The organism is Micromonospora sp. CNZ285, assembly GCF_004637285.1.
Genome location: NZ_SPQD01000001.1, coordinates 3239778 through 3264968, shown reverse-complemented (window position 1 = coordinate 3264968; position 25191 = coordinate 3239778). Strand labels below are relative to the sequence as shown.

General features: G+C 73.9%; 26 protein-coding genes. 16 read left to right on the top strand and 10 right to left on the bottom strand.

The annotated features are described in order from the left end of the window. The first annotated feature begins 42 nt into the window (after nucleotides 1-42). On the top strand, nucleotides 43-1254 hold the full coding sequence (locus CLT75_RS14635) for an RCC1 domain-containing protein (protein ID WP_135241160.1): 1212 nt from the start codon (nucleotides 43-45) through the stop codon (nucleotides 1252-1254). Nucleotides 1255-1323: 69 nt separating this feature from the next. On the opposite strand, the gene ypfJ is transcribed toward CLT75_RS14635, so the two are convergent. Further along, nucleotides 1324-2238, bottom strand: coding sequence for a KPN_02809 family neutral zinc metallopeptidase (gene ypfJ / locus CLT75_RS14630; protein ID WP_135244015.1), 915 nt, complete (start codon nucleotides 2236-2238; stop codon nucleotides 1324-1326). 247 nt (nucleotides 2239-2485) lie between these two features. Between ypfJ and CLT75_RS14625 the strand changes: the two genes are divergently transcribed. Then, the gene (locus CLT75_RS14625) at nucleotides 2486-4093 is read left to right on the top strand and encodes an ABC-F family ATP-binding cassette domain-containing protein (RefSeq protein ID WP_043329650.1); all 1608 of its coding nucleotides are present in this window, start codon (nucleotides 2486-2488) and stop codon (nucleotides 4091-4093) included. A 129-nt stretch (nucleotides 4094-4222) separates the two neighbouring features. Here CLT75_RS14625 and CLT75_RS14620 read toward each other — a convergent pair whose 3' ends face one another. Then, nucleotides 4223-4825: a cadmium resistance transporter gene (locus CLT75_RS14620; RefSeq protein ID WP_486485181.1), complete on the bottom strand. Its 603-nt coding sequence runs from the start codon at nucleotides 4823-4825 to the stop codon at nucleotides 4223-4225. Nucleotides 4826-5117: 292 nt separating this feature from the next. Between CLT75_RS14620 and CLT75_RS14615 the strand changes: the two genes are divergently transcribed. The 3 genes from CLT75_RS14615 (at nucleotide 5118) to CLT75_RS14605 (ending at nucleotide 8271) form a co-directional block, all read left to right on the top strand. Next, entirely contained in the window at nucleotides 5118-5345 is a 228-nt protein-coding gene (locus CLT75_RS14615; protein ID WP_007072022.1) for a helix-turn-helix domain-containing protein, read from the top strand. 43 nt (nucleotides 5346-5388) lie between these two features. Further along, a complete protein-coding gene (locus CLT75_RS14610) occupies nucleotides 5389-6156 on the top strand; it encodes an enoyl-CoA hydratase/isomerase family protein (protein WP_135241158.1) in 768 nt (255 codons plus the stop codon). A 132-nt stretch (nucleotides 6157-6288) separates the two neighbouring features. Next, entirely contained in the window at nucleotides 6289-8271 is a 1983-nt protein-coding gene (locus CLT75_RS14605) for an ABC transporter ATP-binding protein (RefSeq protein ID WP_135244014.1), read from the top strand. Here CLT75_RS14605 and mug read toward each other — a convergent pair. The 6 genes from mug to CLT75_RS14575 all read right to left on the bottom strand — a co-directional run bounded on the left by mug (nucleotide 8268) and on the right by CLT75_RS14575 (nucleotide 12592). Then, a complete protein-coding gene (gene mug, locus CLT75_RS14600) occupies nucleotides 8268-8888 on the bottom strand; it encodes a G/U mismatch-specific DNA glycosylase (RefSeq protein ID WP_135241157.1) in 621 nt (206 codons plus the stop codon). The genes CLT75_RS14605 and mug overlap by 4 nt on opposite strands. Nucleotides 8889-8946: 58 nt before the next feature. Then, nucleotides 8947-9708: an SDR family oxidoreductase gene (locus CLT75_RS14595; RefSeq protein WP_135241156.1), complete on the bottom strand. Its 762-nt coding sequence runs from the start codon at nucleotides 9706-9708 to the stop codon at nucleotides 8947-8949. A 31-nt stretch (nucleotides 9709-9739) separates the two neighbouring features. Next, nucleotides 9740-10186 carry an SCO6045 C-terminal-like domain-containing protein gene (locus CLT75_RS14590; protein WP_135241155.1) on the bottom strand — a complete coding sequence of 149 codons (447 nt, stop codon included), beginning with the start codon at nucleotides 10184-10186 and terminating at the stop codon, nucleotides 9740-9742. Beyond that, nucleotides 10183-11001, bottom strand: coding sequence for an MbnB/TglH/ChrH family RiPP precursor modification enzyme (locus CLT75_RS14585; protein WP_135241154.1), 819 nt, complete (start codon nucleotides 10999-11001; stop codon nucleotides 10183-10185). The genes CLT75_RS14590 and CLT75_RS14585 overlap by 4 nt, the downstream gene beginning before the upstream one ends. Further along, on the bottom strand, nucleotides 10998-11915 hold the full coding sequence (locus tag CLT75_RS14580; RefSeq protein ID WP_135241153.1) for a TIGR04222 domain-containing membrane protein: 918 nt from the start codon (nucleotides 11913-11915) through the stop codon (nucleotides 10998-11000). Before CLT75_RS14580 ends, CLT75_RS14585 begins: the two co-directional genes overlap by 4 nt. Before the next feature lie 104 nt (nucleotides 11916-12019). Next, entirely contained in the window at nucleotides 12020-12592 is a 573-nt protein-coding gene (locus tag CLT75_RS14575) for a TetR/AcrR family transcriptional regulator (RefSeq protein ID WP_013287426.1), read from the bottom strand. Between the two features lie 104 nt (nucleotides 12593-12696). Here CLT75_RS14575 and CLT75_RS14570 point away from each other — a divergent pair, with 104 nt between their 5' ends. From CLT75_RS14570 to CLT75_RS14560, 3 genes are all read left to right on the top strand, one after another. Next, the gene (locus tag CLT75_RS14570) at nucleotides 12697-13542 is read left to right on the top strand and encodes a carbon-nitrogen hydrolase family protein (RefSeq protein WP_135241152.1); all 846 of its coding nucleotides are present in this window, start codon (nucleotides 12697-12699) and stop codon (nucleotides 13540-13542) included. A 59-nt stretch (nucleotides 13543-13601) separates the two neighbouring features. Then, complete coding sequence (locus tag CLT75_RS14565; protein ID WP_120568947.1) at nucleotides 13602-14246, top strand: HAD family hydrolase; 645 nt, start codon at nucleotides 13602-13604, stop codon at nucleotides 14244-14246. Between the two features lie 214 nt (nucleotides 14247-14460). Next, a complete protein-coding gene (locus tag CLT75_RS14560; protein WP_135241151.1) occupies nucleotides 14461-15390 on the top strand; it encodes an RIO1 family regulatory kinase/ATPase domain-containing protein in 930 nt (309 codons plus the stop codon). A 46-nt stretch (nucleotides 15391-15436) separates the two neighbouring features. Here the strand turns inward: CLT75_RS14560 and CLT75_RS14555 are convergent, their stop codons facing one another. Continuing rightward, a complete protein-coding gene (locus tag CLT75_RS14555; RefSeq protein WP_013287422.1) occupies nucleotides 15437-15685 on the bottom strand; it encodes a DUF2630 family protein in 249 nt (82 codons plus the stop codon). A gap of 311 nt (nucleotides 15686-15996) precedes the next feature. Here CLT75_RS14555 and CLT75_RS14550 point away from each other — a divergent pair, with 311 nt between their 5' ends. From CLT75_RS14550 to CLT75_RS14515, 8 genes are all read left to right on the top strand, one after another. Continuing rightward, the gene (locus tag CLT75_RS14550) at nucleotides 15997-17334 is read left to right on the top strand and encodes a cytochrome P450 (RefSeq protein ID WP_209310458.1); all 1338 of its coding nucleotides are present in this window, start codon (nucleotides 15997-15999) and stop codon (nucleotides 17332-17334) included. Then, nucleotides 17331-18206, top strand: coding sequence for a terpene synthase family protein (locus tag CLT75_RS14545; RefSeq protein ID WP_135241149.1), 876 nt, complete (start codon nucleotides 17331-17333; stop codon nucleotides 18204-18206). The genes CLT75_RS14550 and CLT75_RS14545 overlap by 4 nt, the downstream gene beginning before the upstream one ends. Continuing rightward, a complete protein-coding gene (locus CLT75_RS14540; protein ID WP_135241148.1) occupies nucleotides 18203-19762 on the top strand; it encodes a prenyltransferase/squalene oxidase repeat-containing protein in 1560 nt (519 codons plus the stop codon). Before CLT75_RS14545 ends, CLT75_RS14540 begins: the two co-directional genes overlap by 4 nt. Before the next feature lie 80 nt (nucleotides 19763-19842). Next, the gene (locus CLT75_RS14535; protein WP_135241147.1) at nucleotides 19843-22326 is read left to right on the top strand and encodes a nitrate- and nitrite sensing domain-containing protein; all 2484 of its coding nucleotides are present in this window, start codon (nucleotides 19843-19845) and stop codon (nucleotides 22324-22326) included. 66 nt (nucleotides 22327-22392) lie between these two features. After that, on the top strand, nucleotides 22393-22818 hold the full coding sequence (locus tag CLT75_RS14530) for a roadblock/LC7 domain-containing protein (protein ID WP_135241146.1): 426 nt from the start codon (nucleotides 22393-22395) through the stop codon (nucleotides 22816-22818). Next, complete coding sequence (locus CLT75_RS14525; protein ID WP_013287416.1) at nucleotides 22815-23204, top strand: DUF742 domain-containing protein; 390 nt, start codon at nucleotides 22815-22817, stop codon at nucleotides 23202-23204. The genes CLT75_RS14530 and CLT75_RS14525 overlap by 4 nt, the downstream gene beginning before the upstream one ends. Beyond that, nucleotides 23185-23793: a GTP-binding protein gene (locus CLT75_RS14520; protein WP_013287415.1), complete on the top strand. Its 609-nt coding sequence runs from the start codon at nucleotides 23185-23187 to the stop codon at nucleotides 23791-23793. The genes CLT75_RS14525 and CLT75_RS14520 overlap by 20 nt, the downstream gene beginning before the upstream one ends. Before the next feature lie 29 nt (nucleotides 23794-23822). After that, nucleotides 23823-24302, top strand: coding sequence for a GNAT family N-acetyltransferase (locus CLT75_RS14515; RefSeq protein ID WP_135241145.1), 480 nt, complete (start codon nucleotides 23823-23825; stop codon nucleotides 24300-24302). A gap of 8 nt (nucleotides 24303-24310) precedes the next feature. Here the strand turns inward: CLT75_RS14515 and CLT75_RS14510 are convergent, their stop codons facing one another. Continuing rightward, a complete protein-coding gene (locus CLT75_RS14510; RefSeq protein ID WP_135241144.1) occupies nucleotides 24311-25159 on the bottom strand; it encodes a LysR family transcriptional regulator in 849 nt (282 codons plus the stop codon). Nucleotides 25160-25191: the final 32 nt, after the last annotated feature.

The following is a 25191-nucleotide window of genomic DNA, read 5'->3' as shown; positions in this document are numbered from 1 at the left end:
CTCCGCCATCACGCGCCGACATCGTTGGGAGAGAACAACTTCATGAGCGGATATCAGGACGGCCGGCTGCGGGCCCGGTGGCGCCGTGCGACGAGGCTCCTCGTCGCGGCGGCGGCGATGAGCGCCGGAAGCCTCGTGCTCACCGCCGCGCTCACGGCCGGTACGGCGAACGCGAGCCCGGTGCAGCGCGCCGCGCTCGCCGCGCCCACGGTCACCAGCGTCACCGCGGGCGGCGCGCACACGTGCGCGATCAGCACCGACGGGGGACTGTGGTGCTGGGGCTCGAACTACGGCGGCCAGCTCGGCGACGGGACCACCACGAACCGCGGCACCCCGGCCCGGGTCGGCACCGCCACCTGGACGAACGTCGACGCCGGCACCGGGCACACCTGCGCGGTCCGCACCGACGGGACGCTGTGGTGCTGGGGCTCGAACTTCCGGGGCCAGCTCGGCGACGGGAGCACCACCAGCCGCAGCGCCCCGGTGCAGGTCGGCACCGCCACCACCTGGGCCCGAGTCGACGCCGGGCCCTCGCACACCTGCGGGATCCGCACCGACGGCACGCTCTGGTGCTGGGGATTCAACCGGACCGCGCAGCTCGGCGTCGGCGCCTCGCCGTACGTCGCGAACAGCCCGTTGCAGGTCGGCACGGCTACCGACTGGGTGAGCGTCTCGACCGGCTTCGGGCACACCTGCGGTATCCGGACCGGCGGCACGCTCTGGTGCTGGGGGTCCAGCTCGGACGGCCAGCTCGGACTGGGCAACCTGGCGCCCCAGACCGCGCCCGCGCAGGTCGGCACCGCGACCGGGTGGACCGGCGTCGCGGCCGGGTACGCGCACACCTGCGGGGTCCGCTCCGGCGCGCTGTGGTGCTGGGGGGAGAACGGATACGGGCAGCTCGGCGTGAGCGGCACCTACCGGACCGCGCCGGTGCAGATCGGCACCGTCACCACGTGGAGCCGGATCGCCGCCAGCAGCGACACGTCCTGCGCGTCGCGTACCGACGGCAGCCTGTGGTGCTGGGGCAAGAACTCGGCCGGCCAGGTGGGCGACGGCAGCACCACCCACCGGTCCGCGCCCGCCCAGGCCGGTACGGCCACCACCTGGACCGGCGGCCTCGCGGTCACCGACCACGGCTGCGGCATCCGTACCGACGGCGGCCTGTGGTGCTGGGGTGACAACAGCGGTGGTCAGCTCGGCGACGGCACCACCGTCAACCGGTCCACGCCGGGTCAGGTGACCCTGCCGGCCTGACCGGCCCCGGACACGACAGCGGCCCCGCACCGCCGGTCTGCGGCGGTGCGGGGCCGCTGCGCCGGGCTGCTACTGGCCCGAACCGAAGGTGTCGCAGGACTTCGGGTCACCGGTGGTGAAGCCCTTGGTGAACCACTGCTTGCGCTGCTCCGAGCTGCCGTGGGTGAACTCGTCCGGGTTCACCGGCCGGCCGGACCGCTGCTGGATCGCGTCGTCGCCGATCTTCTCGGCGGTGTCGATGGCCTGCGAGATGTCCTGCTCGGTGATGCTCGTGAAGATCTTCTGGCCCTTGTCGTCGGCCGTGCCGGTGGCGTTCTTCGCCCACGCCCCGGCGTAGCAGTCGGCCTGCAGCTCCAGCTTCACCGAGAGCGCGTTCGCGCTCTGCGGGTCGCGCTGCTGCTGGCGGCGCATCTGCGCCTCGGTGCCGAGCAGGTCCTGCACGTGGTGGCCGTACTCGTGGGCCAGCACGTACGGCTGGGCGAACTCGCCCTCGGCGCCGAGCTGGTCGGCGAGCAGCTTGTAGAAGGTGAGGTCGATGTAGACCAGGTCGTCGGCCGGGCAGTAGAACGGGCCCACGCCCGAGTCGGCGGCGCCGCAGGCGGTGCTCACGTTCTGGCTGAAGAACACCGTCTTCGACGGCCGGTACTGCTCGCCGAACGCCTCCGGCATGGCGGTACGCCAGTACGCCTGGATCGAGTTGACGTAGAGCGCGTTGCGGCAGTCGAGCTGCTTCAGCGCGTCCTGCGCCGAGCACTTCTGCTCCAGCGAGGTGTTGTCGCCCTGCTCGGAACCGCCGCCGTTGGTGGCGGCGTTGAGGCCGAACCCGCCGCCCACCAGGGCGACCAGGACGGCGATGATGATGCCCACGATCCCGCCCCGGCCGCCGCCGATCGGGATCGGAATGCCCATCCCGCCGCCTCCGCCGGACCCTCGCCGGTCGTCCACCTGGCTGGTGTCGACCCGCGCGTTCTCGTTCAGCTCCATGTTGACCCCGATCACCGATGTGTCCGTATGTGATGGTTGCGGTACCGGACCGGGTCCGGACGGCGGTCTCCGTACCCGATGATCTTGCACGGTAATCCGGCGGAGAGGGCCCTCGGGGCCCGGTACACTTGCCCCCGTGCTGCGCTGCGAAGGCTGAACGGCCCCGCGCCGACGGGAAATCACCACCCGCCGGCGCTTTCGCGTGCCCTGAGTCAGCCCTTCCGGACCCGAGAGCGAGTACTCCGAGATGATCACTGCCACCGGCCTGGAACTGCGTGCCGGTTCCCGGATCCTGCTGTCCGACACCACCCTGCGGGTGCAGCCGGGCGACCGGATCGGCCTGGTCGGCCGCAACGGCGCCGGCAAGACCACCACGCTCAAGGTGCTCGCCGGAGAGGGGCAGCCGTACGGCGGCCAGATCGACCGGCGCAGCGCCATCGGCTACCTGCCGCAGGACCCGCGTACCGGTGACCTGGACGTCACCGGCCGGGACCGGGTGCTCTCCGCCCGCGGCCTGGACGTGCTCATGGCGCAGATGAAGGAGCTCGAAAACAAGCTCGCCGAGGGCGCCGACGACGAGCGGCTGGTCCGCCGCTACGGCGCGCTGGAGGACCAGTTCGCCTCGCTCGGCGGCTACGCGGCCGAGGCCGAGGCGGCCCGGATCTGCGCCAACCTCGGCCTGCCCGACCGGGCCCTGGCGCAGACCATCGGCACCCTCTCCGGCGGTCAGCGCCGCCGCATCGAGCTGGCCCGGATCCTGTTCCGCGACGCCGGCGAGAACGGCGGCGGCATCCTGCTGCTCGACGAGCCCACGAACCACCTCGACGCCGACTCGATCACCTGGCTGCGCGGCTTCCTCGCCAACCACAAGGGCGGCCTGATCGTGATCTCCCACGACGCCTCGCTGCTGGAGGCGGTGGTCAACAAGGTCTGGTTCCTGGACGCCACCCGGTCCGTCGTCGACACGTACAACCTGGGCTGGAAGGCGTACCTGGAGGCCCGCGAGACCGACGAGCGGCGCCGCCGCCGGGAGCGCGCAAACGCCGAGAAGAAGGCCGGCGCGCTGATGGCGCAGGCGGACAAGATGCGGGCCAAGGCCACCAAGACCGTCGCCGCGCAGAACATGGCCCGGCGCGCCGAGCGCCTGCTCTCCGGCCTGGACGAGGTCCGCGTCGCGGACAAGGTCGCGAAGGTGCGGTTCCCGAGCCCTGCGCCGTGCGGCAAGACGCCGCTGACCGCGACCGGCCTGTCGAAGTCGTACGGGTCGCTGGAGATCTTCACCGACGTGAACGTGGCGGTGGACCGGGGTTCCCGGGTGGCCATCCTCGGCCTCAACGGCGCCGGCAAGACCACACTGCTGCGGATGCTCGGCGGGCTGCTGGAGCCGGACACCGGCGAGGTACGCCCCGGGCACGGGCTGCGGCTGGGCTACTACGCCCAGGAGCACGAGACGCTCGACGTGGACCGGACGATCCTGGAGCACATGCGCAGCGCCGCGTCCGACCAGACCGACACCGATCTGCGCAAGATCCTCGGCGCGTTCCTGTTCTCCGGCGAGGACGTGGACAAGCCGGCCGGTGTGCTCTCCGGCGGCGAGAAGACCCGGCTGGCGCTGGCCACGCTGGTCTGCTCCGGCGCCAACGTGCTGCTGCTGGACGAGCCGACGAACAACCTCGACCCGGTCAGCCGCGAGCAGGTGCTCGACGCGATCGCCCGCTACCCCGGCGCGATCGTGCTGGTCACGCACGACCCGGGCGCGGTCACCGCGCTCAAGCCGGACCGCGCCATCCTGCTGCCCGACGGCGACGAGGACGCCTGGTCCGACGACCTGCTGGAGCTGGTAGAGCTGGCCTGACGCCGACCGCCCCTTTTCCTTGCCGGTCGATCATGAGGTTGACGGCACTTCTGGAGATCCAGATCGCCGTCAACTTCATGATCGACGGGGTGGGTCCCGGCGGGGTGGGGTCGGCGGGACGGCGGGCGGTCAGGTCAGGAGGGCGGCCAGGTGGGGGAGGACGCCGGAGGTGAGCAGGATGGTCGCGCCGATGGCGATGAAGATCGCCGGGACCAGCCAGTGGCCGGCGCGGCCGACCAGCGCCACCACCCGGGGGTGCCCGCCGAGCGCGGCGGCGACCGCGCACCACACGGCCACCAGCACGGCGAACACCAGCAACCAGATCAGCCCGGTGACCGGGTCGAGGGCGCGGAACACCGGCACGTAGACGGCGATGTTGTCGGCGCCGTTCGCGATCGTCACCCCGGCGACGCCGAGCAGGCTGCCGACCACCGCCGGCGGTTCGTCGTCGTCGCGCCGGGTCAGCAGCGCCCGGACGCCGAGCGCGACCGGCAGCAGTCCGAGCAGGCCGGGCCACGGATCCGGCACCACGAGCAGCCCGGCGGCGGCCACCACCGCGACCGCGACGAGCGCGCCGATGCCCGCGTACTGCCCGGCGACGATCTGCCAGGGCCGGGGACGCCCGGTGTGCCGGGCGGCCACAAAGAGAACCGTGAGCACGACGATGTCGTCGAGGTTGGTGGCGGCGAAGACACCTGCCGCACCCGCAGCGGCCGTGATCACGTCAAGCACCCCGGGCACGATACCGCCGCCCGCGCACCCGTCATCCGCATGATCCACACCAGCTCGCCGACGTGGAGGTGTCCGAAGCGCGGCGATGCAGCCACTTCGCCGAAGTGGTGTCGACGGGTTCGTCCGGCGGGCCGGTACGGATCAGCCGGCCGGAAGGATCACTCTATCGGGAAGCTGACATTGCGTAGCGTGTCGGTTGGCGAATAGTTGATATCTGGCGCATGATCGTCCGAGGCGGTCTAATAGGTGGGACCGTATCCGAACCGCACAGTCTGGGACGTGAGGAATCAGCATGGCAGCCACCGGCACAGCCACCAGCACTGAGAAGGGTCGCCGGATCGTCGGGGCCGAGCGTCAGACGCTCGCCAAAGACCTGGTAAAGCGGTACACCGGCGGAGAGAGCATCCGTGCTCTGGCGGCCTCGACCGGCCGCTCCTACGGGTTCATCCACCGGGTGCTCACCGAGTCCGGGGTGCAGCTGCGGCAGCGCGGCGGTGCCCGGCGCCGGAAGAAGGCGTGATCCGCCCCCCAGCGTCGTCCATCAGCGCGTTCCGGGGCGTCCGGTGACCGCCGAGACGACCGGAGTGCGCTTCGACTGCGACGGGCCGGTCGCGACGGTGACGTTGTGCCGGCCCGACGTGCTCAACGCTCAGACCCCGGCGATGTGGCGCGCCATGAGCGACTTCTCCCGGGACCTGCCCGGCGACGTGCGCGTCGTCGTCGTACGCGGAGAGGGGCGCGCGTTCTCCGCGGGCCTGGACCTGGCGGTCGCCGGTGCGACCGGGCCGGGCTCCTTCGCCGAGCTGGCCGCGTTGCCGGAGGCGGAGTGCGCCGACCGGATCGCCGAGTACCAGGGCGGTTTCACCTGGCTGCACCGGCCGGACGTGGTGTCCGTCGCCGCGGTGCAGGGCCACGCCATCGGCGCCGGCTTCCAGCTCGCGCTGGCCTGTGACATGCGGGTGCTCGCCACCGACGCGAAGCTCTCGATGGCCGAGGTGACCCTCGGCCTGGTTCCCGACCTGGCCGGCACGCGCCGCCTGGTCGAGCTGGTCGGCTACTCCCGGGCGCTGGAGATCTGCGCCACCGGCCGGCGGATGGACGCCGCCGAGGCGGACCGGATCGGCCTGGCCACGCTCGTGGTGCCGAACGACGAGCTGGACGGCGCCGTGCGTGATCTCTCCGCCGGGCTGCTCGCCAACAACCGGGACGCGATCATCGAGATCAAGGCGCTGCTCGCGGGCGCGGCCGACCGTTCGCACGCCGAGCAGCAGCGCGCCGAGCGGGAGGCGCAGACCCGGCGGATCCGGGACCTGGCCGGGCGGGGCGAATAGCCGGTACGGCGATTTCGTAAGGACCGTTCGGGAAGATGTGGGTTACTCGCGAGGTTGTCACAGGCGTCGGGAGAATGGACTCCGACGGTTCATGCTGCCCCGACGACCCGGAGGTGACGAGTGTCCCACCCGATGGCCGGCGGCGGCATGGGCGGCTGGAGCATGCTCCGGTCGCTGCGCAACCGCGACGAGGTCTCCGCCCACGAGCTCAAGCGCGGCACCGCCCGGCGGATCGTCGCGTTCGCCCAGCCCTACCGGCGCGACATCGTCGTCTTCCTGATCACCGTGATCATCGCCGCGGTGATCGGCGTGGCCACGCCGCTACTCGCCGGCGACGTCATCGACGCGATCGCCGGCGGCGGCGCGGACGCCCGCTCGACGGTCGTCCGGCTCGCCCTGATCATCGCCGCGCTCGCCGTGGCCGACGCGCTGTTCTCCCTGGTCCAGCGGTGGTATTCGGCCCGCATCGGCGAGGGCATAATCCTCGACCTGCGCACCCGGGTGTACGACCACGTCCAGCGGATGCCGCTGCAGTTCTTCACCCGCACCCAGACCGGCGCCCTGGTCAGCCGGCTCAACAACGACGTGCTCGGCGCCCAGCGGGCGTTCACCTCGACGCTGTCCGGCGTGGTCAGCAACGTCATCCAGCTCGTGCTCACCGCCGGGGCGATGCTCGTGCTGTCCTGGCAGATCACCGTGCTGGCGCTGGTGCTGCTGCCGATCTTCATCATCCCGGCCCGCCGGGTCGGCCGGCGCCTGGCCGAGATCACCCGCGAGTCGTACAACCTCGACGCCAAGATGAACGCCACGATGACCGAGCGCTTCGGCGTCGCGGGCGCGCTCCTGGTCAAGCTGTTCGGCGCGCCGGAGGTGGAGGCCGACCGGTTCGCCCGCCGGGCCGAGCGGGTACGCGACATCGGCATCCAGTCCGCGATGTACTCGCGGACGTTCTTCGTGGCGATGCTGCTCGTCGCGTCGCTGGCCCAGGCGCTGACGTACGGCGTCGGCGGCTGGCTGGCGGTCACCGGTGCGGTCAGCGCCGGCACCGTGGTCAAGCTGGCGCTGCTGCTGACCCGCCTCTACGGCCCGCTGACCGCGCTGTCCAACGTCCGGGTCGACGTGATGAGCGCGCTCGTCTCCTTCGACCGGGTCTTCGAGGTGCTCGACCTGCGTCCGTCCATCGCCGAGAAGCCCGACGCGGTGCCGGTGCCGCGCGGCAACGGCCGGGTCGAGTTCCGTGACGTGCGCTTCCGCTACCCGAGCGCCGCCGAGGTGTCGCTGGCGTCCCTGGAGGAGGTCTCGACCCTCGACCGGACGGTGAACGAGCCGGTGCTCCGGGGCGTCTCGTTCGCCGTCGATCCGGGTCAGATGGTGGCCCTGGTCGGCCCCTCCGGCGCCGGCAAGTCGACGCTGTCCATGCTGATCTCCCGGATCTACGACGTCAGCGACGGCCAGGTGCTGGTCGGCGGCGTCGACGTACGGGACGCGACGCTCGCCTCCCTGCGCGACGAGATAGGCGTGGTCACCCAGGACTCGCACCTGTTCCACGAGACGATCCGGGAGAACCTGCGCTACGCCAAGCCCGACGCCACGGACGACGAGATCTGGGCGGCGCTGGCCGGCGCGCAGGTCGCCGACCTGGTCCGGGCACTGCCGGACGGGCTCGACACGACGGTCGGCGAGCGGGGCTACCGCTTCTCCGGCGGCGAGAAGCAGCGCATCGCCATCGCGCGGCTGCTGCTCAAGGCCCCGTCGATCGTGATCCTCGACGAGGCCACCGCCCACCTCGACTCGGAGAGCGAGGCGGCGGTGCAGCGGGCGTTGTCGGTGGCGCTGACCGGCCGTACCGCGCTGGTGATCGCGCACCGGCTCTCCACAGTGCGCGACGCCGACCAGATCCTCGTGCTCGACGAGGGCCGGATCGTGGAGCGCGGCCGGCACGACGAGCTGGTGGCGGTCGGCGGCCTGTACGCCGAGCTGTACCGCACCCAGTTCGCGGTCACCGACTCACCCGCGCCCCACACCGAGGCCGAGCAGCCCGAGCCGGTCGTGACCACGGTGCCGATGGGCACCTACGTCGCCCACGAGGCCATGCCCCCGGCCGCCGCCAACTAGCCCGCGGCGACCGCGGCGCGCAGCTCGGCGAACGCGGCGCCGAGCGTCTCCGGCGTGAAGTGGGCGTTCAGGCCGCTCGGGTTGGGCAGCACCCAGAGCCGGGCCGCCGCGAGCGTCTCCGGCTGCGGTCCGAAACCGGCCTTCGGCCGGGCGAACCCGATCCGGTACGCGGTCACCCCGACCACCGCCACCCAGCGCGGCCGGTAGTGCTCGACCTTCGCGGTGAGCGTGGCGGCGCCGTCGACCAGTTCATTGGCGGTCAGCTCGTCGGCGCGGGCGCTGGCCCGGGCCACCATGTTGGTGATGCCGAGGCCCAGTGCCGGAAGCGTGTCCTGTTCGCTGGGGTGCAGCAGGCGCGGCGTGAAGCCGCCCCGGTGCAGGGCGGGCCAGAACCGGTTGCCCGGGCGGGCGAAGTGCCAGCCGGTGGCCGCCGACCACAGGCCCGGGTTGATGCCGACGAACAGCACGTCCAGGCCGGGCGCGATCACGTCGGGCAGCAGCCGGTCGGCCGCTGCGGCGAGCTGCTCGCGGCTGGGCCGGGGGTGGCGGCGGGCGGGCGTGCCCGGTCCGGGCGCGGCCTCGGGCCGCCCACCGCCCGGCCGCCGTCGATCGCTCACCGGCCCACCGTCCCCGGTGACCGGCCCGCCGCGGGAAGCCCGACCACCGCAGCCACCGTCACAGCCCGCGCAGCGCGCCGCCGTCGACCGGGACGGTGATCCCGGTGACGTACCCGGCGGCGGGGGAGAGCAGGAACGCGGCCACCCTGCCGAACTCCGCCGGGTCGCCGATGCGCCCGAGCGGGATCGCCGCCTCGGCCTGCGCACGGGCCCGCTCCGGATCGCCGGAACCGGCAAGCAGCTCCCGGTTGCGGTCGGTCATGATCCGTCCCGGCAGCAGGCTGACCACGCGGACGCCGCGCGGGCCGAACTCGTCGGCCATGTCCTTGGCCACGCCTGCCAGGCCCGGCCGCAGGCCGTTGGAGATGCCGAGCCCTGGTAGCGGTCCGCGTACCGAGGTGGACAGCACCAGCCCGATCGCGCCGCCGTCGGTGAGTGCCCCGGCCACCGTGCGGGCGAGCCGGACGCTGCCCAGGAAGACCGTCTCGAACGACTCCCGCCACTGCTCGTCGCTGACGGTGGCGGCGGTGCCGGGCGGTGGGCCGCCGACCGAGATCAGCGCGCCGTCGAGGCGGCCGAAGTGTTCGCGGGCGGCGGCGACGAGCCGCTCCGGGGTGGCGGGGTCGGCGAGGTCGGCGGTCAGCCCGATCGCCCGCGGCGGGTCACCGAGCGCCTCGATCGCGGCGGCCACCCGTTCCGGGGTACGCGCGGAGATGACCACCCGGGCGCCGTCGGCGACGAGGTGTTCGGCGGTGGCGAAGCCGAGGCCGCCGGAGGCGCCGGTGAGCACGTACACCCGGTCGGCGAGTCCGAGATCCATGCACCGATCCTGCCGTACCGGCGGGTGCCTGTCAGCGCGGGGCGGGCCGCACCAGGCGTACCCGGCCGGCGACCTGAACCGCGACGGCACCGCCGACGCGGGCGAGGGCCGGCAGCCGGCGTGGCCGGGGCGGGCGGTGACCGTCGTAGCGGCTCGCGGACTCCCGCGCGGCCAGCTCCTCCGCGCCCAGCGGCGGCAGCGCGTCCCGGTCGCGGAGGTCGCGGGCGAGATCCCAGCCGTCGCGCATCGACCCGTTCGTGGGACGGCCGTCGGCCCAGGTGGTGAACGCTTCCGGCCAGTCCGGTCCGAGGCCGGCGGCGAGCAGCGGCCAGTGCCGGGCCACGTCCCCGGCCCGTTTGCGCAGCAGCGCCCGGCGGGCCGCCTCGACCGGGGCCGGGGCGAAGCCGGGCGGCAGCGGTCCACCGGCGACGAGCGCCGCGACCAGCTCGGCCTGCCGGGCCGCCAGGTCGCCGTTCATGTGACCACCGGGTGGCCGGACGCGGCGGCCAGCGCGTCCAGCTCGCCGCGCAGCTCGGCGGCGGGCGGGTAGTGCCCGTCGCGTTCCAGCAGCAGCGCGGGCGGCCGGCGCCGGGCGCACAGCTCGCGGACCAGGTCGAGCACGGCCTCGGGCACCGGGTCCGTGTGCGTGTCGTGGTAGAAGCCGCCGTGTTCGGCACCGCCCGCGACGTGCACGTAGGCGATGCGTTCCAGCGGCAGCCGGTCCAGCAGCGCGGCCGGGTCGCCGCCCCGGTTGCGGGCGTTGGCGTGCACGTTAGCCACGTCGAGCAGTAGCAGCGCGTCGGTGGCGTCGAGGATCTCGGTGAGGAAGTTGGCCTCGTCCAGCTCGTCGTCCGGCCAGTCGAACAGTGTCGCGATCGGCTCCAGGGCCAGCGGCACCGGCAGCTCCGCCTGCGTCCGCCGCACGTTCGCCACCACCGCCGCGACCGCCTCCCGGCTGCGCGGCAGCGGCAGCAGGTGACCGGCCTCCAGGCCGCCGGCCCGCACGAACGCGATGTGCTCGCTCACCAGCGGCGCGTCCAGGGCCGCGGCCACCCCGGCCAGGTGCGCCACCCGGGCCGGGTCGACAGGCTCCGCGCCGCCGAGGGACAGCCGCACCCCGTGGGGTACGACGTCGACGCCGCGTCCGCGCAGCTCGGCGAGCCCGTCCGGGAGCGGCCCGGCCGGGGCGATCGCCTCCGCGACCACCTCGACGAACCGCAGCCCCGGCAGCTCGGCCACGAACCCGGCGATCTCGGGGCGCCAGCCGATGCCGACGCCGGACGGGCCGCTCATCCGCCGCACCCGCCTCCGCCGCAGCCACCGCCTCCGCCGCACGAGCTGCCGCCGCCGCACGAACTGCCGCCGCCGGCGGTCGCCCCGCCGCCGCAGGAGGTGCCGGAGCTCGCGCCGCCTGCGTTGCCCATCGCCTGACGCTGGATCTCGGCCTGCTCCGCGAAGCCCGGATCCATGGTCCAGAGCGTGGCGGTGCCGAACAGCGCCACGCCCAGCGCCACGTCCGTCGGGCCGTACATGGAGTACGCGGGCCCGGCGGCCGGCCGCAGGCGACCATGCCGGCGGCGCATGTCGTCGAGCGCGGCGGTGGCCGCCCGGGTACGCCACGGCACGCGGTTGAGCAGCACGAACGCGAGGCCGAGCGGGAACAGGCTGAGCAGCAGCCAGCCGGTGGGCCGGTCGTTGAGCAGCCCGGAGACCGCGCGCACGATGCCGATCGCCAGCAGGGCCCCGATCAGCAGCGCGCCGCGCCGCAGCGTCCGGCGCCGCTCCTGGTCCAGGGCGAGGCCCCGGTGGACCAGGCCGTCGCGCAGCTCGTCGAGCGCGCGCCGCACCCATTCGTCGGCGCCCAGCTCCCGGGTCCGCAGACCGCGGCTCGCCGCGTGGTGGACCGCGCGGTCCAGCGGGGTTGCCCAGGTCGGCAGCGGGCCACCGGTGGTGAGCCGCCGGTCGGGCCGTACGCCGACCGCGCCCGCGTGGCGCAGACCGCCGAGCGCGGCCCAGACGGCGAGCTGGTCACCGCCGTTGAGGTAGGCGACCTGCTGCGGACCCAGGTCGCCGTACGCGGTCACCGGCGTGCCCGCCAGCATGCGCCGCCGGTACACGATCGCACCGATGACCAGGACGACGGCGAGCAGGAGGTACCAGCGCAGGAAGACGGGGCCGGGGATGCCCCAGGTGTCGGAGGGGGTCATCGTCTGCTCCTGTCGCGAGGAGGGGTCGCGGCTCATTGTGGAGCAGGCGCGCCAGAGTCGATCTCCTGGAGCGGGGTAGTTACCGGACCGAGACCGGCGCCGGTTCAGTGCCGGCGGACGGCCTCCTCGACCAGGTCGAGCACCCGGGCCAGGTCGCCGGCCGGACGGCCCATCGCCAGGTGCAGCACCAGCCCGTCGTAGGCCAGCTCCAGGAACTGGGCGAGTACGTCGATCGGCACGTCGTCGCGGAGGACGCCGGCTTCGCGCTGGCGCAGCAGGCGCTCCCGGGTGGCACCGGCGATGGCCTCGGAACGCTCCGCCCAGCGCTTGGCGAAGGCGGGGTCGGTGCGCAGCCGGCGGGAGACCTCCAGCTGGCTGCCGAGCCAGCCGGTGGTGTCCGGCGAGACGGCCCGGGCCAGCAGGTCGCGCATGACCTGCACGAGGCCGTTGCGGGCCACCGTCTCCACCATCGCGGCGGCGTCGTCCTCGGCAACGGCGAGGAAGAGGGAGTCCTTGTCCCGGAAGTGGTGGAAGATCGCGCCCCGGGACAGGCCGGTGGCCTCCTCCAGCCGCCGTACGGTGGCGCCCTCGTAGCCGTGCCGGGCGAAACACGCCCGCGCCGCCGCGAGGATCTCCTGTCGGCGCGCGTCGAGCTGGTCCTGACTTACTCTGGGCACGAACGGATCGTCGCAGGTGGAACCGGCTGATGCAAACCGTACGTACGGCTTGAGATGCTCCGACGCTTGATCATCTGGCGCCGCCTGGTGGTTACGATCGGCGGGTGACCGCCCTTCCCGCGCGCCCGCTCACCGTCGCCGCCGTCCAGGCCCAGCCCGTCCCCGGCGACGTCGCCGGCAACGCCCGCGCCGCCGCCCGCCTCGTCGGCCGGGTCGAGGGAGCCCGCGTCGTGGTGCTGCCCGAGCTGTTCCTGCCGGCGTACCACCCGCCGACGCTCGGCGCCGATCCGGAGGGCACGGACGTGGCAGCCGACGCCGACGGCCGGGTGAGCGACGCCCGGCTGGACCCCCTGCGCTCCGCCGCCGCCGACGCGAGGGCCGCGGTGGTGATCGGCGCCGCCGTCCGCCACCCCGACCGGCGGCGCACCATCTCCTCGCTCGTCGTGGACCCGGCCGGCACGGTCACCGCCGCGTACGACAAGCAGCAGCTCTGGAGCGGCGAGCGAGAGCTGTTCGACGCCGGCCGCCGGGGCGCGACGCTCGAGGTCGACACGTGGCGGCTGGGACTGGGGGTCTGCTACGACGGCTGCTTCCCGGAGCACGCGCGGGCCGCCGCCGGCGACGGCGCGCACGGCTACCTCTGCCCGAGCGGCTACCTGGCCGGCTCGGCGCACCGCCGCGACCTCTACTACGCGGCCCGGGCGCTGGACAACACCATGTACGTGGTGTTCGCCAACGCGGTCGGCGGTGCCGACCCGTGGCGCTTCAACGGCGGCGCGGCGGTGTACGACCCGGAGGGCCGGCCGCTGGCCCGGGGCGCCGACACCGGCGAGGACGTGCTGGTGGCCGCGCTGGACCCGGACGCGCTGGCCGCCACCCGCGCGGCGCACACGATGCTGCTGGACCGTCCGCTCGACGCCGGGGCGGCTCGCGCCGTCCTCGTGGCCTGATCGCCGTGGCGGGGCCCTCGGCCCTGTCGGTGCTCCGGCCGTTCCCGTAGGGTGCCCAGGTGCCGTTGCTCCTGCTCGATCTGGACAACACCCTGCTGGACCGCGACGGGCCGTTCCGCGCCTGGGGAGAACGCTTCCTGGACGGCATCGGCGCGCCGCCGGCCGACCTCGACTGGTTGGTGTCCGTGGACGCGGACGGGCTGACCAACAGGTGGGACGTGGCGGATGCGATCCGCGACCGGTACGCGCTGCGCATCCCCTCGATCGACCTGGTCGACGAGCTGCACGACGGGGTCGTGGCCCACATGCGGCTGGACCCGTTGGTGGCCTGCGCGCTGCGGATCGCGGCCGACGCGGGCTGGGTGCCGGTGGTGGTCACCAACGGCGCGTCCCGTCAACAGGACGCCAAGATCCGCAAGACCGGCCTGGACCGGTACGTCGCCGACTGGGTGATCTCCGAGGAGGCGGGCGTCAGCAAACCGAACCCGAGGATCTTCGCGCTCGCCGCCCAGCGGGCCCGGATGCCGCTGCGCGGCGCGTGGGTGGTGGGCGACAGCCCGGAGGCGGACATCGGCGGCGCGACGGCGGTGGGCCTGCCCAGCGTCTGGCTGCACCGGGGACGCCGCTGGTCCGATCCGAGGTTCGCGCCCACCCGGATCGAGGACGGGCTGATCGCCGCCGTCGCGGCCGTCCTGGCCGGCTGACGGCGCTCGGCGGCGCGGGCCGGCGGACAGCGCGGCGGCACGGTGGCGCACCGTGCGGAAAATCCGTTGACCCGCCCCGGGCGGGGCACGAGCATGGTGCCGCGCGAGTGCGCAGCCGGGTGTGCCCGGTCGAGGAGAGGGGGTCGGTCATGGCCGTTTTCGCAGGGTCGTGCCACCTGCCTCCACCAGCCTCGATCGAAGGACAGATCCACCCGTGCGCGATCACGACATCCCGGCGCCGCAGCGCCGTGGCCGCGGCAAGAGCCGCTTCGACGACGACGAACCCGACTTCCTGAAGCGGGGGCGGCGTACCCCGCCGACCCTCACCGACCCGGACGCCGAGCCCGAGGCGGAGGACGCCTGGTCCTCCTGGGACCAGGCCGTCCACGGCCCCGAGCCGCACCCGGAGTGGCTGGTCACCGAACTGGCCGCCCGGGACACCGAGCTCGGGGTGCTCAAGACCGGCAAGGAGGCGGACGTCCACCTGGTCCGCCGCGCCGTGCCGGGTACCGACCGCGGCTGCCTGCTGGCGGTCAAGCGCTACCGCGACGCCCAGCACCGGCTGTTCCACCGCGACGCCGGTTACCTGGAGGGCCGCCGGGTACGCCGGTCCCGTGAGATGCGGGCGATGACCGGCCGCACCGCGTTCGGCCGGCAGATGATCGCCGGGCAGTGGGCGGCGGCCGAGTTCGCCGCGTTGTCCCAGCTCTGGGAGATCGGGGCCGCCTCCGGGCGGATCGCCGTGCCCTACCCGGTGCAGCTGCTCGGCACCGAGTTGATGCTGGAGTTCGTCGGCGACGCCGAGGCGGGGGAGGCCGCGCCGCGGCTGGCCCAGGTCCGGCCCGGCGACGACGAGCTGCGCGACCTGTGGGACCAGCTCGTGGAGGCGCTGACGGTGCTCGCCCGGGCCGGGTACGCACACGGCGACCTGTCCCCGTACAACCTGCTGGTGCACGCGGGCCGGCTGGTGATGATCGACCTGCCGCAGGTGGTCGACGTGGTGGCGAACCCGCAGGGGGCCGACTTCCTGGCCCGCGACGTGCGGGTGGTGGCCGCCTGGTTCACCGCGCGCGGGATGCCCGAGACGGTGACCGACCCGGTGGCGCTGACCGAGGCGCTGCTGCGGGAGGCGGGCGTCCGCTGACCGGCCGGCGTCCCGGGCGGGAGACCGCCCGGGACGCCGGTCCGGGTCACTGGAGGTAGCGCTCGACCTCGGGCACCGGGCGCTCGCCCTGGGCGTCCGGGTCGCCGTGTGCCTGGCGGGCGGCCCGGCGGCGGCGCAGCAGGTCCCAGCACTGGTCCAGGGACTCCTCCAGCGCGCGCAGCCGCTCCCGCGCCTCGTCGTCGGTGCCGGCCTCGTGCTGCTGCGCGTCGGCACGCAGCCGGTGCTCCTCGTCGACGAGTTCCGAGATCCGGCTCAGGATGGTCTTGTCGTCCATGCCCGAAGCTTGGCACAGCGGACGGGCCCGCGCCCGCGTTCTGCCGCCGTCCGCCAGAGGTGAGCGTTGCTCGCTCTCCGCAACGGCCACTGTGTACGCGAGTGACGCATATCCCACGGGCTCCATTCTCGACAAAGAGATTGTTGTTACGTGAAATATCCTCCGACCTGCCTTTTGATCTGCGGCTCAGGATGGCATGCTCGCGAGCAACGTCACGGGTCGATACGGAGTCGCGACCCTGAGTCAACCGAGGGAGCGTTCAGGTGCCCGAACCGACGGACACACCGAGGCCCACCGGCCGACCCCGAACCGTGCCGCTGCGGCAGATCCTGCCGGCGGTGCTCCGCGACCCCGCCCGGGCACTCATCGACATCGGTAACCGTACCGAAGGCGAACTGGTCCGGCTCAACCTCGGCTCGTTCCGCCCCTACCTGGTCACCCACCCCAAGCACGTGCAGCACGTCCTGCGTGACCGGGCGGACAACTACGAACGGGCCGGTGACGGGCTGTTCTGGCGCCCGGTCAAGCGGCTGTTCGGCGAGGGGATCCTCGGCGAGGGGCAGATCTGGTCGGCCAGCCGCCGGATGCTCCAGCCGATGTTCACCGCCAAGCGGGTCGAGGCGCTTGTCGACGGGATGGCCGACGCGATCCGCGACGCGGTGGCGGAACTGGACGAGCCGGCCCGCGCCGGCCAGCCGGTCGACATCGGCGTGGAGCAGGCGCGCATCGTCAGCCGGGCGATCATGAAGGTGCTCTTCGCCGACCGGATCTCGGTGCCGGACGCGATGCGCGTGATCGAGGCGCAGGACCGGATCGCCACCGCCGTCATCCCCCGGATCATCGTGCCGTTCGCGCCGCTGTCCCTGCCGATGCCCGGCGACCGCACGTTCGCCCGCGCCGTCCGCATCGTCGACGACGTGCTGGTGCCGATCGTCCGCGAGACGCGGGAGTCCGCCGACCAGGGCGACGACGTCATCTCGACGCTCTGGCAGGCCCGCACCGACGACGGGCGGCAGCTCGACGAGCGGCAGGTCCGCAACGACACAGTGGCGATGTTCGCCGCCACCACCGAGACCACCATCAACGTGCTGACCTGGGCCTGGCCGCACCTGGACCAGCACCCCGAGGTGGCCGAGCGGCTCTACGCCGAGATCGACGAGGTGGTCGGCGGCGAGCCGGTACGCCGTGAGCACCTGAGCCGGCTCACGTACACCCGGATGGTGCTGGACGAGCTGCTGCGGCTCTACCCGATCGGGTGGATCATCCCGCGCCGCGCGGTCGCCGGGGACGTCATCGACGGCGTGCCGATCGAGCCCGGCGCCACGATGGCGGTCAGCCCGCTGATCACCCAGCGGATGCGGCAGTTCTGGGACCGCCCGGACGAGTTCGACCCGGAACGGTTCCGCCCCGAGCGGGTCCGCACCCGCCACCGCTACGCCCACTTCCCGTTCGGCGGCGGGCCGCACCAGTGCCTCGGCATGTACCTGTTCTATCTGGAGGCCCAGCTCATCCTCGCCACCATGCTCAGCCGCTACCGGTTCCGGCTGCACCGCCCCGGCGTACCCGGACTGCGGCTGGCCGCGGCCCTGCGGCCGCGCGAACGGGTCGAGCTGACGCTCGTCGCCGCCGGGCGGACGGAGCCGGCATGACCGACGGGCCGACACCCGATCCGCTTACGGTCGCCGCGGAGCAGGGCCGGGTCTGCGCGCTCGCCGCGCAGGGCCAGCGCGGCCTGCGCAGGGCCGCCGCAGCGCACCCCGAGCTGTTCCCCGGCGACCCGTTCGACGCGACGCTGTTCAGCAGCATCGCGCAGGCGATGGCGTTCAGCGCCCCCTGGCACACCGCCGCCGAACTCGCGGTGACAAACCGTGCGGTGCTCTGGGGCTTCGCCGTCGACTGGCTGGTCGACCACCAGGCCACCAGCCGGGCCGAGGTCGACCGGATCACCGCCGTCTGCCTGGACGTGCTCGACGGCGGCGAGTCCGCCGACCCGCTGGGCCGGTTCCTCGCCGAGCTGCGCGACGACGTCGCCGCCGCGCCCGCCTATCCGGCGCTGCGCGGTCTCTGGCGGGACACGATGGCCCGCACGCTCGACGCGATGGCCCGCGAGTGGGACTGGCGGCACACCGGCCGCCCCACGCTCGCCGACTACCTGGCAAACGCCGACAACCTCGCCGCCACGGTGGTGAACGTGGCGCACTGGATCCACACCGGATCGGTGTCCGACGCCGCCACGCTGGCGCGGCTGATCGAGGTCGGCGACGAGGTCCAGCGGGCCCTGCGCCTGGTGAACGACCTCGGCACCCACCGCCGCGACGCCGAGTCCGGCGACCTCAACGCGTTGCTGCTGGTGGACGACCCGGCCGAGGTCGAGCGGCGTTTCGCCGAGCAGGTCGACCACTGCCGCGTCCTGCTGGCGAAGCTGGCCGGCGAGGTGCCGCGGGAGGCCGACTTCCTGTCCCGGCAGCTCGGCTTCACCACCGGCTTCTACCGGAACACCGACTTCTGGGGCGTGCGGTGACGCTCACCGCCGGATCGGTGCCCGCCACCCGGTCCGGGACCACGCACGACCTGATCACCGCGCTCGGCGGCGAACCGGAGGGGCAGACGTCACCGTCGGTCTACGAGACCGGACGGCTGGTCGCGCTCGCGCCCTGGCTCGACGGCCACGACCGGCGCGTGGCCTGGCTGCTGGACCGGCAGCGTCCGGACGGCGGGTGGGGCGGCCCCGGCGGGTACGCGCTGGTCCCGACGCTCAGCGCGGTCGAGGCGCTGCTCGCCGTGCTGCACCGCGACGGGCCGTCCGCCGCGCCCGCCGACGCCGCGCGCCGGGGACTGACGTACCTGACCGGCGCGCTGCGCGACGGCACCCCGCCGGACCTGCCGGCCACCGACCTGATCGTGCCGGCGCTGCTGACCGCCGTGGATCGGCACCTCGACGGCCCGGCCGGGCCGCCACCCGGGCTGGCCGAGTGGGCCGGCCGGCCCCGCCTGCCGCTGCCGGCCGGTCTCGACCCGGCCCGCCTGACCCGGGTACGCGGACTGCTCGCCACCGGACGGCCGGTGCCGGAGAAGCTGGCGCACGCGCTGGAGGTGGCGGGCGAACTGGCGTACCGCGCTCCCGGCGTGCGCCCCTCGGCCAGCGGCGCGATCGGCGCCTCACCCGCCGCCACCGCCGCCTGGCTGGGCGGCCCGGAACCCGGCCCCGCACTGGACTACCTGAACGCTGTGGCCCGGCCCGGCCCGGTGCCCTGCGCGAGCCCGATCACCGTGTTCGAGCGGGCCTGGGTGCTCGGCATCCTGGTCCGGGCCGGCGTGCCGGTCGGCGCGCCCGAGCCGGTGCTGACCGAGCTGCGCGCCGCGGTCGGACCGTCCGGCGCGGCCACCGCGCCCGGCCTGCCCGCCGACGCCGACACCACGGCGGTCACGCTCTACGCGCTGGCCCGGCTCGGCCGCGCACCCGGCGTCGCGGCGCTGGACGGGTTCGACACCGGACGGCACTTCTGCACCTGGCCGGGGGAGGACGGCGCGTCGCTGACCACCAACGCGCACGTGCTCGACGCCCTCGGCGAGCAGCCGAGCGCACCAGGCGTCACCGGCGCCCGGCGCCGGGTCACCGAGTGGCTGCTGGAACGGCAGGCGCCGGACGGGCGGTGGGAGGACCGCTGGCACGCCTCGCCGTACTACGCCACGTACGCGGTGCTGCTGGCGCTGGCCGACCACGCGCCGGACGGCGCGGCGCGTACCGCCGTCGAACGCGGGGTGGCCTGGCTGCTGGACACGCAGCGCCCGGACGGCTCCTGGGGACGGTGGGACGGCACCGCCGAGGAGACCGCGTACGGGGTGCTCGCCCTGGCCGACGCGGGCCGGCCCGGTGACCCCCGGATCACGTCGGCGCTGGCGCGGGGGCGTCGTCGACTGTCCGAGCTGGACGGATGCGACGGTGAACCGGCACTATGGCACGACAAGGACCTCTACCGCCCGACGCGGATCGTGCGCGCCGCGGTGCTGGCGGCCTCCGGCCGTGCCGGGGCGGCCCGGTCCGGGGCCGCACCTACCATGATCAGGATCGCTTGAATGAGGTTCACGACGGCTGCTAGCGTGCGCCGGAGTCGATCGGATTTCGGACCGACCGAAGACCGGGCCAGGACGGTGTGATGGGTTCCCGCAGTACGAATCTCCGTACGAAGATCATCGCGCTGCTGGCGTCGCTGACCGCGCTCTGGGCGTTCGCCGCGTGGGTGACCGTACGGGACGGATTCAACCTGCTCGGCGTGCAGACGCTGAACGCGCGTGTCTTCGAGCCGAGCGACCCGCTGCTGCAGCAGTTGCAGGCCGAACGCCGGCTGTCGCTGCGCTACCTCGGTGAGTCCGACCCCGGCCGGCTGCAGGAGCTGGAGGCCCAGCGCGCGCGTACCGACGAGACCGCCACCACGCTGTGGCGCTCGGTGCGGGACTGGCGCACCGAGATCCCGGCCAGCGAGGAGCTGATGCAGCGGCTCGACGAGCTGAAGACCGAACTGGACCAGCTCGGCCAGATCCGCGCCGACGTCAGCCGCAAGACCATCGACCGGACCACCACGCTCATCGCGTACGACGAGGCGGTCGACGGGATCTTCGCGGTGTTCGACGCCCTCGGCGGCCTCGACGACGACGAGATCGCCAAGGACACCGCCGCGCTGATCGACCTCAACCGGTCCCGGGAGCTGCTGTCCCAACAGGACGCGCTGCTCACCGGTGCGATAGCGGCCAACCGGATCACCGTCGGCGAGCAGACCGCGTTCGCCCGCCTGGTCGGCGCGCAGTGGTTCCTCGCCGACCGCACCGCCCGCGAACTCGCCCCCGGCGACCGTGCCCGCTTCGAGCGGATGGTCGAGGGCGAGGCGTTCCAGCAGCTCCGCACGCTCCAGGACCAGGTGCTCGCGGCCAAGGGCGCCGAGGTGCGCCCGCCGGTGACCGCCGCGGCGTGGCAGGCCGCCGCCGAGAAGGCGATGGCCGACCTGCGCGAGGTCATCCTCGCCGGCGGTGAGGACATCGTGTCCCGGGCCACGCCGGTCGCGGTGGGCGTCATCGTACGGCTGGTGCTCGCCGCCGGTCTCGGCCTGATCGCCGTCATCGCCTCCGTGGTCGTCTCGATCACCACGGCCCGGGCGCTCGTCCGCCAGCTCGAACGGCTCCGCGAGGCCGCCTTCAAGCTGGCCCACGAACGCCTGCCGAGCGTGGTGGACCGGCTGGGCCGCGGCGAGGAGGTGGACGTCGCCCGCGAGGCGCCACCCCTGCAGTTCGGCGACGACGAGATCGGTCAGGTGGGCAAGGCGTTCAACGTCGTGCAGGAGACCGCCGTCCGGACCGCCGTCGAGCAGGCCGAGCTGCGCCGCAGCGTCCGCGACGTGTTCCTGAGCCTGGCCCGGCGCACCCAGGCGCTCGTGCACCGGCAGCTGACGCTGCTGGACGCGATGGAACGGCGCGAGCACGACGCCGAGGAGCTGGAGGACCTGTTCCGGGTCGACCACCTGGCCACCCGGATGCGGCGCAACGCGGAGAACCTGATCGTGCTGTCCGGCTCGACGCCGGGCCGGGCCTGGCGGCGCAACGTCCCCATGGTCGACGTGGTGCGCGGCGCGGTCGCCGAGGTCGAGGACTACACCCGGGTCACCGTGCGCCCGCTCGGCGAGGTGTCGCTCACCGGCCGTGCCGTCGGTGACGTGATCCACCTGCTGGCCGAGCTGATCGAGAACGGGCTCTCGTTCTCCCCGCCGCAGACCACTGTGGAGGTACGCGGTCAGCTGGTGGCGAACGGCTTCGCCATCGAGATCGAGGACCGCGGCCTCGGCATGAGCGCCGACGAGCTGGCCGCCGCCAACGCGCGCATCGTGGACCGGTCCGAGCTGAACCTCGCCGACGCCGCCCGGCTCGGCCTGTTCGTGGTCAGCCGGCTCACCGAGCGGCACGGCGTCAAGGTGCAGCTCAAGGAGTCCGCGTACGGCGGGACCACGGCTGTGGTGCTGATCCCGCGTGAACTGATCACCGCCGACGGCGCCGACGAGGCCGACGCCCTGCCCGCACCCGGGACGGCCCTGCCCGTGGCGCCCGCGCCGGACCCGGCGCGGAGCACGCCGGCCGGCCACGGCGACGGTCCGGCGACCCCGTCCGGCCCGGACGGCGCCGCCGAACCGGACCAGCCGGCCGAGCCCGCCCCGCAGGTGCCGGAGCCGGTGACGCAGGCGCCCCGGCTGACCCCCTCCGGGCTGCCGGCGCGTACCCGCAAGCGGCAGCCCGCGGTGGCGGGGCCCACCACGGAGCTGGCAGTGGTGGAGCGGCGGCCGGCCGGCACGACGGACGCGGCGGAGGCGTCGCCGGCGACGGAGCCGGACACCGAGGCGGAGACGGCGCCGGTCACCGACGCGGGACTGCCGGTCCGGGTACGCCAGGCCAGCCTCGCGCCGGAGCTGCGGCACGACCAGACCGCGGCGGACGACGACGCCGCCGACGACACGGCGCGTGCACCGGAGCAGGTGCGCCGGATGATGAGCTCCTACCAGAGCGGCACCCGACGCGGCCGTACCGATGCCGCGCGCCTGCTCGGCGGAGCGCAGGGGGCCGGCGGTGGGCCGGCCGACGCGGACGAGCAGGTTACCTGACCGGGACGTCGACGCGACGGAAACCGGAAGCTGACGGCACACCAGCCGGGAAGATGAGGACGACGAGTGGCGCAGAAGACGGCTTCGAGCGCGGATCTGACGTGGCTGCTGGATGACCTGGTCGGCCGGGTCAAGCAGGCGGAGCACGCCGTGGCGCTCTCCACCGACGGACTGTTGATGGCCTCGTCCCGCGGATTGAGCCGGGACGACGGCGAGCACCTGGCGGCGATGGCGGCGGGCATCCAGAGCCTGGCCCGCGGCGCGGGCAAGCGGTTCGGTGGCGGACAGGTACAGCAGACCATCATCGAGATGCAGTCCTCCTTCCTGTTCGTCACCGCGGCCGGGCGCAACGCCTGCCTGGCGGTGCTGGCCTCGGAGGACGCGGACGTCGGCCTGATCGCGTACGAGATGGCCATGCTCGTCACCCGGGTCGGCCGGTTCGTCGCGTCACCGACCCGGGAACAGCCCCTCGGCGAGACCGCGGCACGATGACCGGCCGGGGGGACTCCGCGGAGCAGGAGTGGGTGGACGACCACGCCGGCCCGGTGGTGCGCCCGTACGCGGTGACCGGAGGCCGGGCCCGCCCGGTCACCGGCACGTTCGACCTGATCTCGCTGGTCACCTCGACCCGCACCGATGTCGGGTCGGAGTCCGGGCTGGGCCCGGAGCACGTGGCGATCGTCGGCCTCTGCCAGCGGATCCTCTCCGTGGCCGAGATCGCCGCCCATCTCGACCTGCCGGTGGGCACGGTCCGGGTCCTCCTCGGAGACCTGGCCGCCCGCAGCCTGGTACAGGTACGCGAGCCGCGCGCGACCACCGCCGGCCTTCCCGACGAGCACGTTTTCGAGGCGGTAATCAATGGACTACGGGCGCTCTGAGCGGCCGGCGGGCGCCGCGCCGCTGCCCACCGCGATCAAGATCCTGATCGCGGGCGGGTTCGGCGTCGGCAAGACCACAATGGTCGGCGCGGTCAGCGAGACCCGGCCCTTGCGGACCGAGGAGGTGCTGACCGAGACCGGCATCGGCATCGACGACCTGTCCGGCATCGAGGAGAAGTCGACCACCACCGTGGCGATGGACTTCGGCCGCATCACCATCAGCGACGACCTGGTGCTCTACCTGTTCGGCACGCCCGGGCAGGACCGGTTCTGGTTCGTCTGGGACGAGCTGGCACTCGGCGCGCTCGGCGCGGTGGTGCTCGCCGACACCCGCCGGCTGGCCGACTGCTTCCCGTCGATCGACTACTTCGAGGGACGCGGTACGCCCTTCGTGGTGGCGGTGAACTGCTTCGAGGGCGCCAAGACGTTCCGTCTCGACGAGGTGCAGGCCGCGCTCGACCTGGACCCGGGCGTACCGGTGGTGCTGTGCGACGCGCGCAAGCGGGAGTCGGCCAAGGAGGTGCTGATCACGCTGCTGGAGCACGCCATGAAGCTGCGGGAGGCGCGCCGCCGCGCCGCCGAGGACTGAGCGGTCACAACATCGACGGGGGAGTGGCGATGGCCGAGGTGACGGTCCGGGCGATGAACCCGGACGAGTTCGACAGATGGCAGGACGAGCTGGCCGCCGGGTACGCGCGGGAGCACGTCACGGCCGGCAACTGGACGCCCGAGGAGGCGCTCGACCGGGCCCGGGAGGCCACCGCCGGCTTCCTGCCGCAGGGCATGGCCACGCCCGGCATGCTGTTCCTGGTCGGCGAGCTGGCCGACGGCTCACCGGTCGGCTGGCTGTGGATCGGCCTGACCCACCCGCGCGGTCTCGCCGACTGCGCGTTCCTCTACGACATCGAGGTGGCCGCCGGGCAGCGGGGCCGGGGCCTCGGACGGGCGCTGCTCGCGGCCGGGGAGCGGGCGGCCCGGGAGCACGGCGCCCAGGCGCTGGAGCTGAACGTCTTCGGCGCCAACGAGACGGCACGCAAGCTGTACGCGACGTCCGGCTACCGGGTGGTCACCCAGCAGATGCGCAAGGATCTGGCCTAGCTCGGCCGCTACAGGCGGGTGGCGGTGCGGACCAGCCCGGCCAGCGCCCGGGACCGGCTGTGCGGCGGCCACGCGATCACAGTGGTCACCGCCGGCGCGTCCGGCACCGGCACGGCGGTCATGTCCGGCCACAGCAGCGACCGGCACGACTCCGGCAGCAGCACCGCGGTACGCCCGAGCGCGACGAGCTGGAGCAGTTGGGAGTGGTCCCGCACCTCGGGGCCCGGCCCGTCCGGGTAGGTGCCGTCGCGCAGCGGCCAGCGCGGCAGCGGCAGGCCGGGCAGCGTCTCGACGTCGGCCATCCGCAGCTGGGACCGCCCGGCCAGCGGATGCCCCGCCGGCAGGACCACCACCTGCTGTTCCGTCACCAGCTCCTCGGTGTCCAGCCCGGTGGTCGAGTCGAACGGCAGGTGCAGCAGCGCCACGTCGGCCCGCCCGTCGCGCAGCAGCCGTTCCTGTTCGCCGATGCCGGACAGCAGCACCTCCACCCGGACCGCGTCCGGCTCGGCGGCGTACGCGTCGAGCAGTTTCGGCAGCAGCTCGCTCGACGCACCCGCCTTCGTCGCCAGCACCAACCCGGCGCCGCCGTTCGCGACCTCACCGGCACGGCGGGTACGGCGGTCGGCGGCGTCCACCGCGTCCAGGGCCGCCCGGCCCTCGCGGAGCAGCACCGACCCGGCCGAGGTGAGCGCGACGCGGCGGCTGTCCCGTTCCAGCAGCGTCACGCCGAGGCGCCGTTCGAGCTGGCGGATCGCCCGCGACAGCGGCGGCTGGGCGATGCCGAGGCGGCGTGCGGCGCGGCCGAAGTGCAGTTCCTCGGCGACCGCGACGAAGTAGCGAAGCTCCCGCGTCTCCATCCCGCCACCGTACCGCCGGATCGATACCCGGC

Coding starts and splice junctions, on each gene's coding strand:
- CLT75_RS14595 (WP_135241156.1), bottom strand. CDS start 9,708: ATGGATCTCGGACTCGCCGACCGGGTGTACGTGCTCACCGGCGCCTCC.
- CLT75_RS14580 (WP_135241153.1), bottom strand. CDS start 11,915: ATGACCCCCTCCGACACCTGGGGCATCCCCGGCCCCGTCTTCCTGCGC.
- CLT75_RS14515 (WP_135241145.1), top strand. CDS start 23,823: ATGGCCGAGGTGACGGTCCGGGCGATGAACCCGGACGAGTTCGACAGA.
- CLT75_RS14520 (WP_013287415.1), top strand. CDS start 23,185: ATGGACTACGGGCGCTCTGAGCGGCCGGCGGGCGCCGCGCCGCTGCCC.
- CLT75_RS14625 (WP_043329650.1), top strand. CDS start 2,486: ATGATCACTGCCACCGGCCTGGAACTGCGTGCCGGTTCCCGGATCCTG.
- CLT75_RS14590 (WP_135241155.1), bottom strand. CDS start 10,186: ATGAACGGCGACCTGGCGGCCCGGCAGGCCGAGCTGGTCGCGGCGCTC.
- CLT75_RS14615 (WP_007072022.1), top strand. CDS start 5,118: ATGGCAGCCACCGGCACAGCCACCAGCACTGAGAAGGGTCGCCGGATC.
- CLT75_RS14605 (WP_135244014.1), top strand. CDS start 6,289: ATGGCCGGCGGCGGCATGGGCGGCTGGAGCATGCTCCGGTCGCTGCGC.
- ypfJ (WP_135244015.1), bottom strand. CDS start 2,238: ATGGAGCTGAACGAGAACGCGCGGGTCGACACCAGCCAGGTGGACGAC.
- CLT75_RS14535 (WP_135241147.1), top strand. CDS start 19,843: ATGGGTTCCCGCAGTACGAATCTCCGTACGAAGATCATCGCGCTGCTG.
- CLT75_RS14555 (WP_013287422.1), bottom strand. CDS start 15,685: ATGGACGACAAGACCATCCTGAGCCGGATCTCGGAACTCGTCGACGAG.
- CLT75_RS14545 (WP_135241149.1), top strand. CDS start 17,331: ATGACCGACGGGCCGACACCCGATCCGCTTACGGTCGCCGCGGAGCAG.
- CLT75_RS14510 (WP_135241144.1), bottom strand. CDS start 25,159: ATGGAGACGCGGGAGCTTCGCTACTTCGTCGCGGTCGCCGAGGAACTG.
- CLT75_RS14585 (WP_135241154.1), bottom strand. CDS start 11,001: ATGAGCGGCCCGTCCGGCGTCGGCATCGGCTGGCGCCCCGAGATCGCC.
- CLT75_RS14635 (WP_135241160.1), top strand. CDS start 43: ATGAGCGGATATCAGGACGGCCGGCTGCGGGCCCGGTGGCGCCGTGCG.
- CLT75_RS14525 (WP_013287416.1), top strand. CDS start 22,815: ATGACCGGCCGGGGGGACTCCGCGGAGCAGGAGTGGGTGGACGACCAC.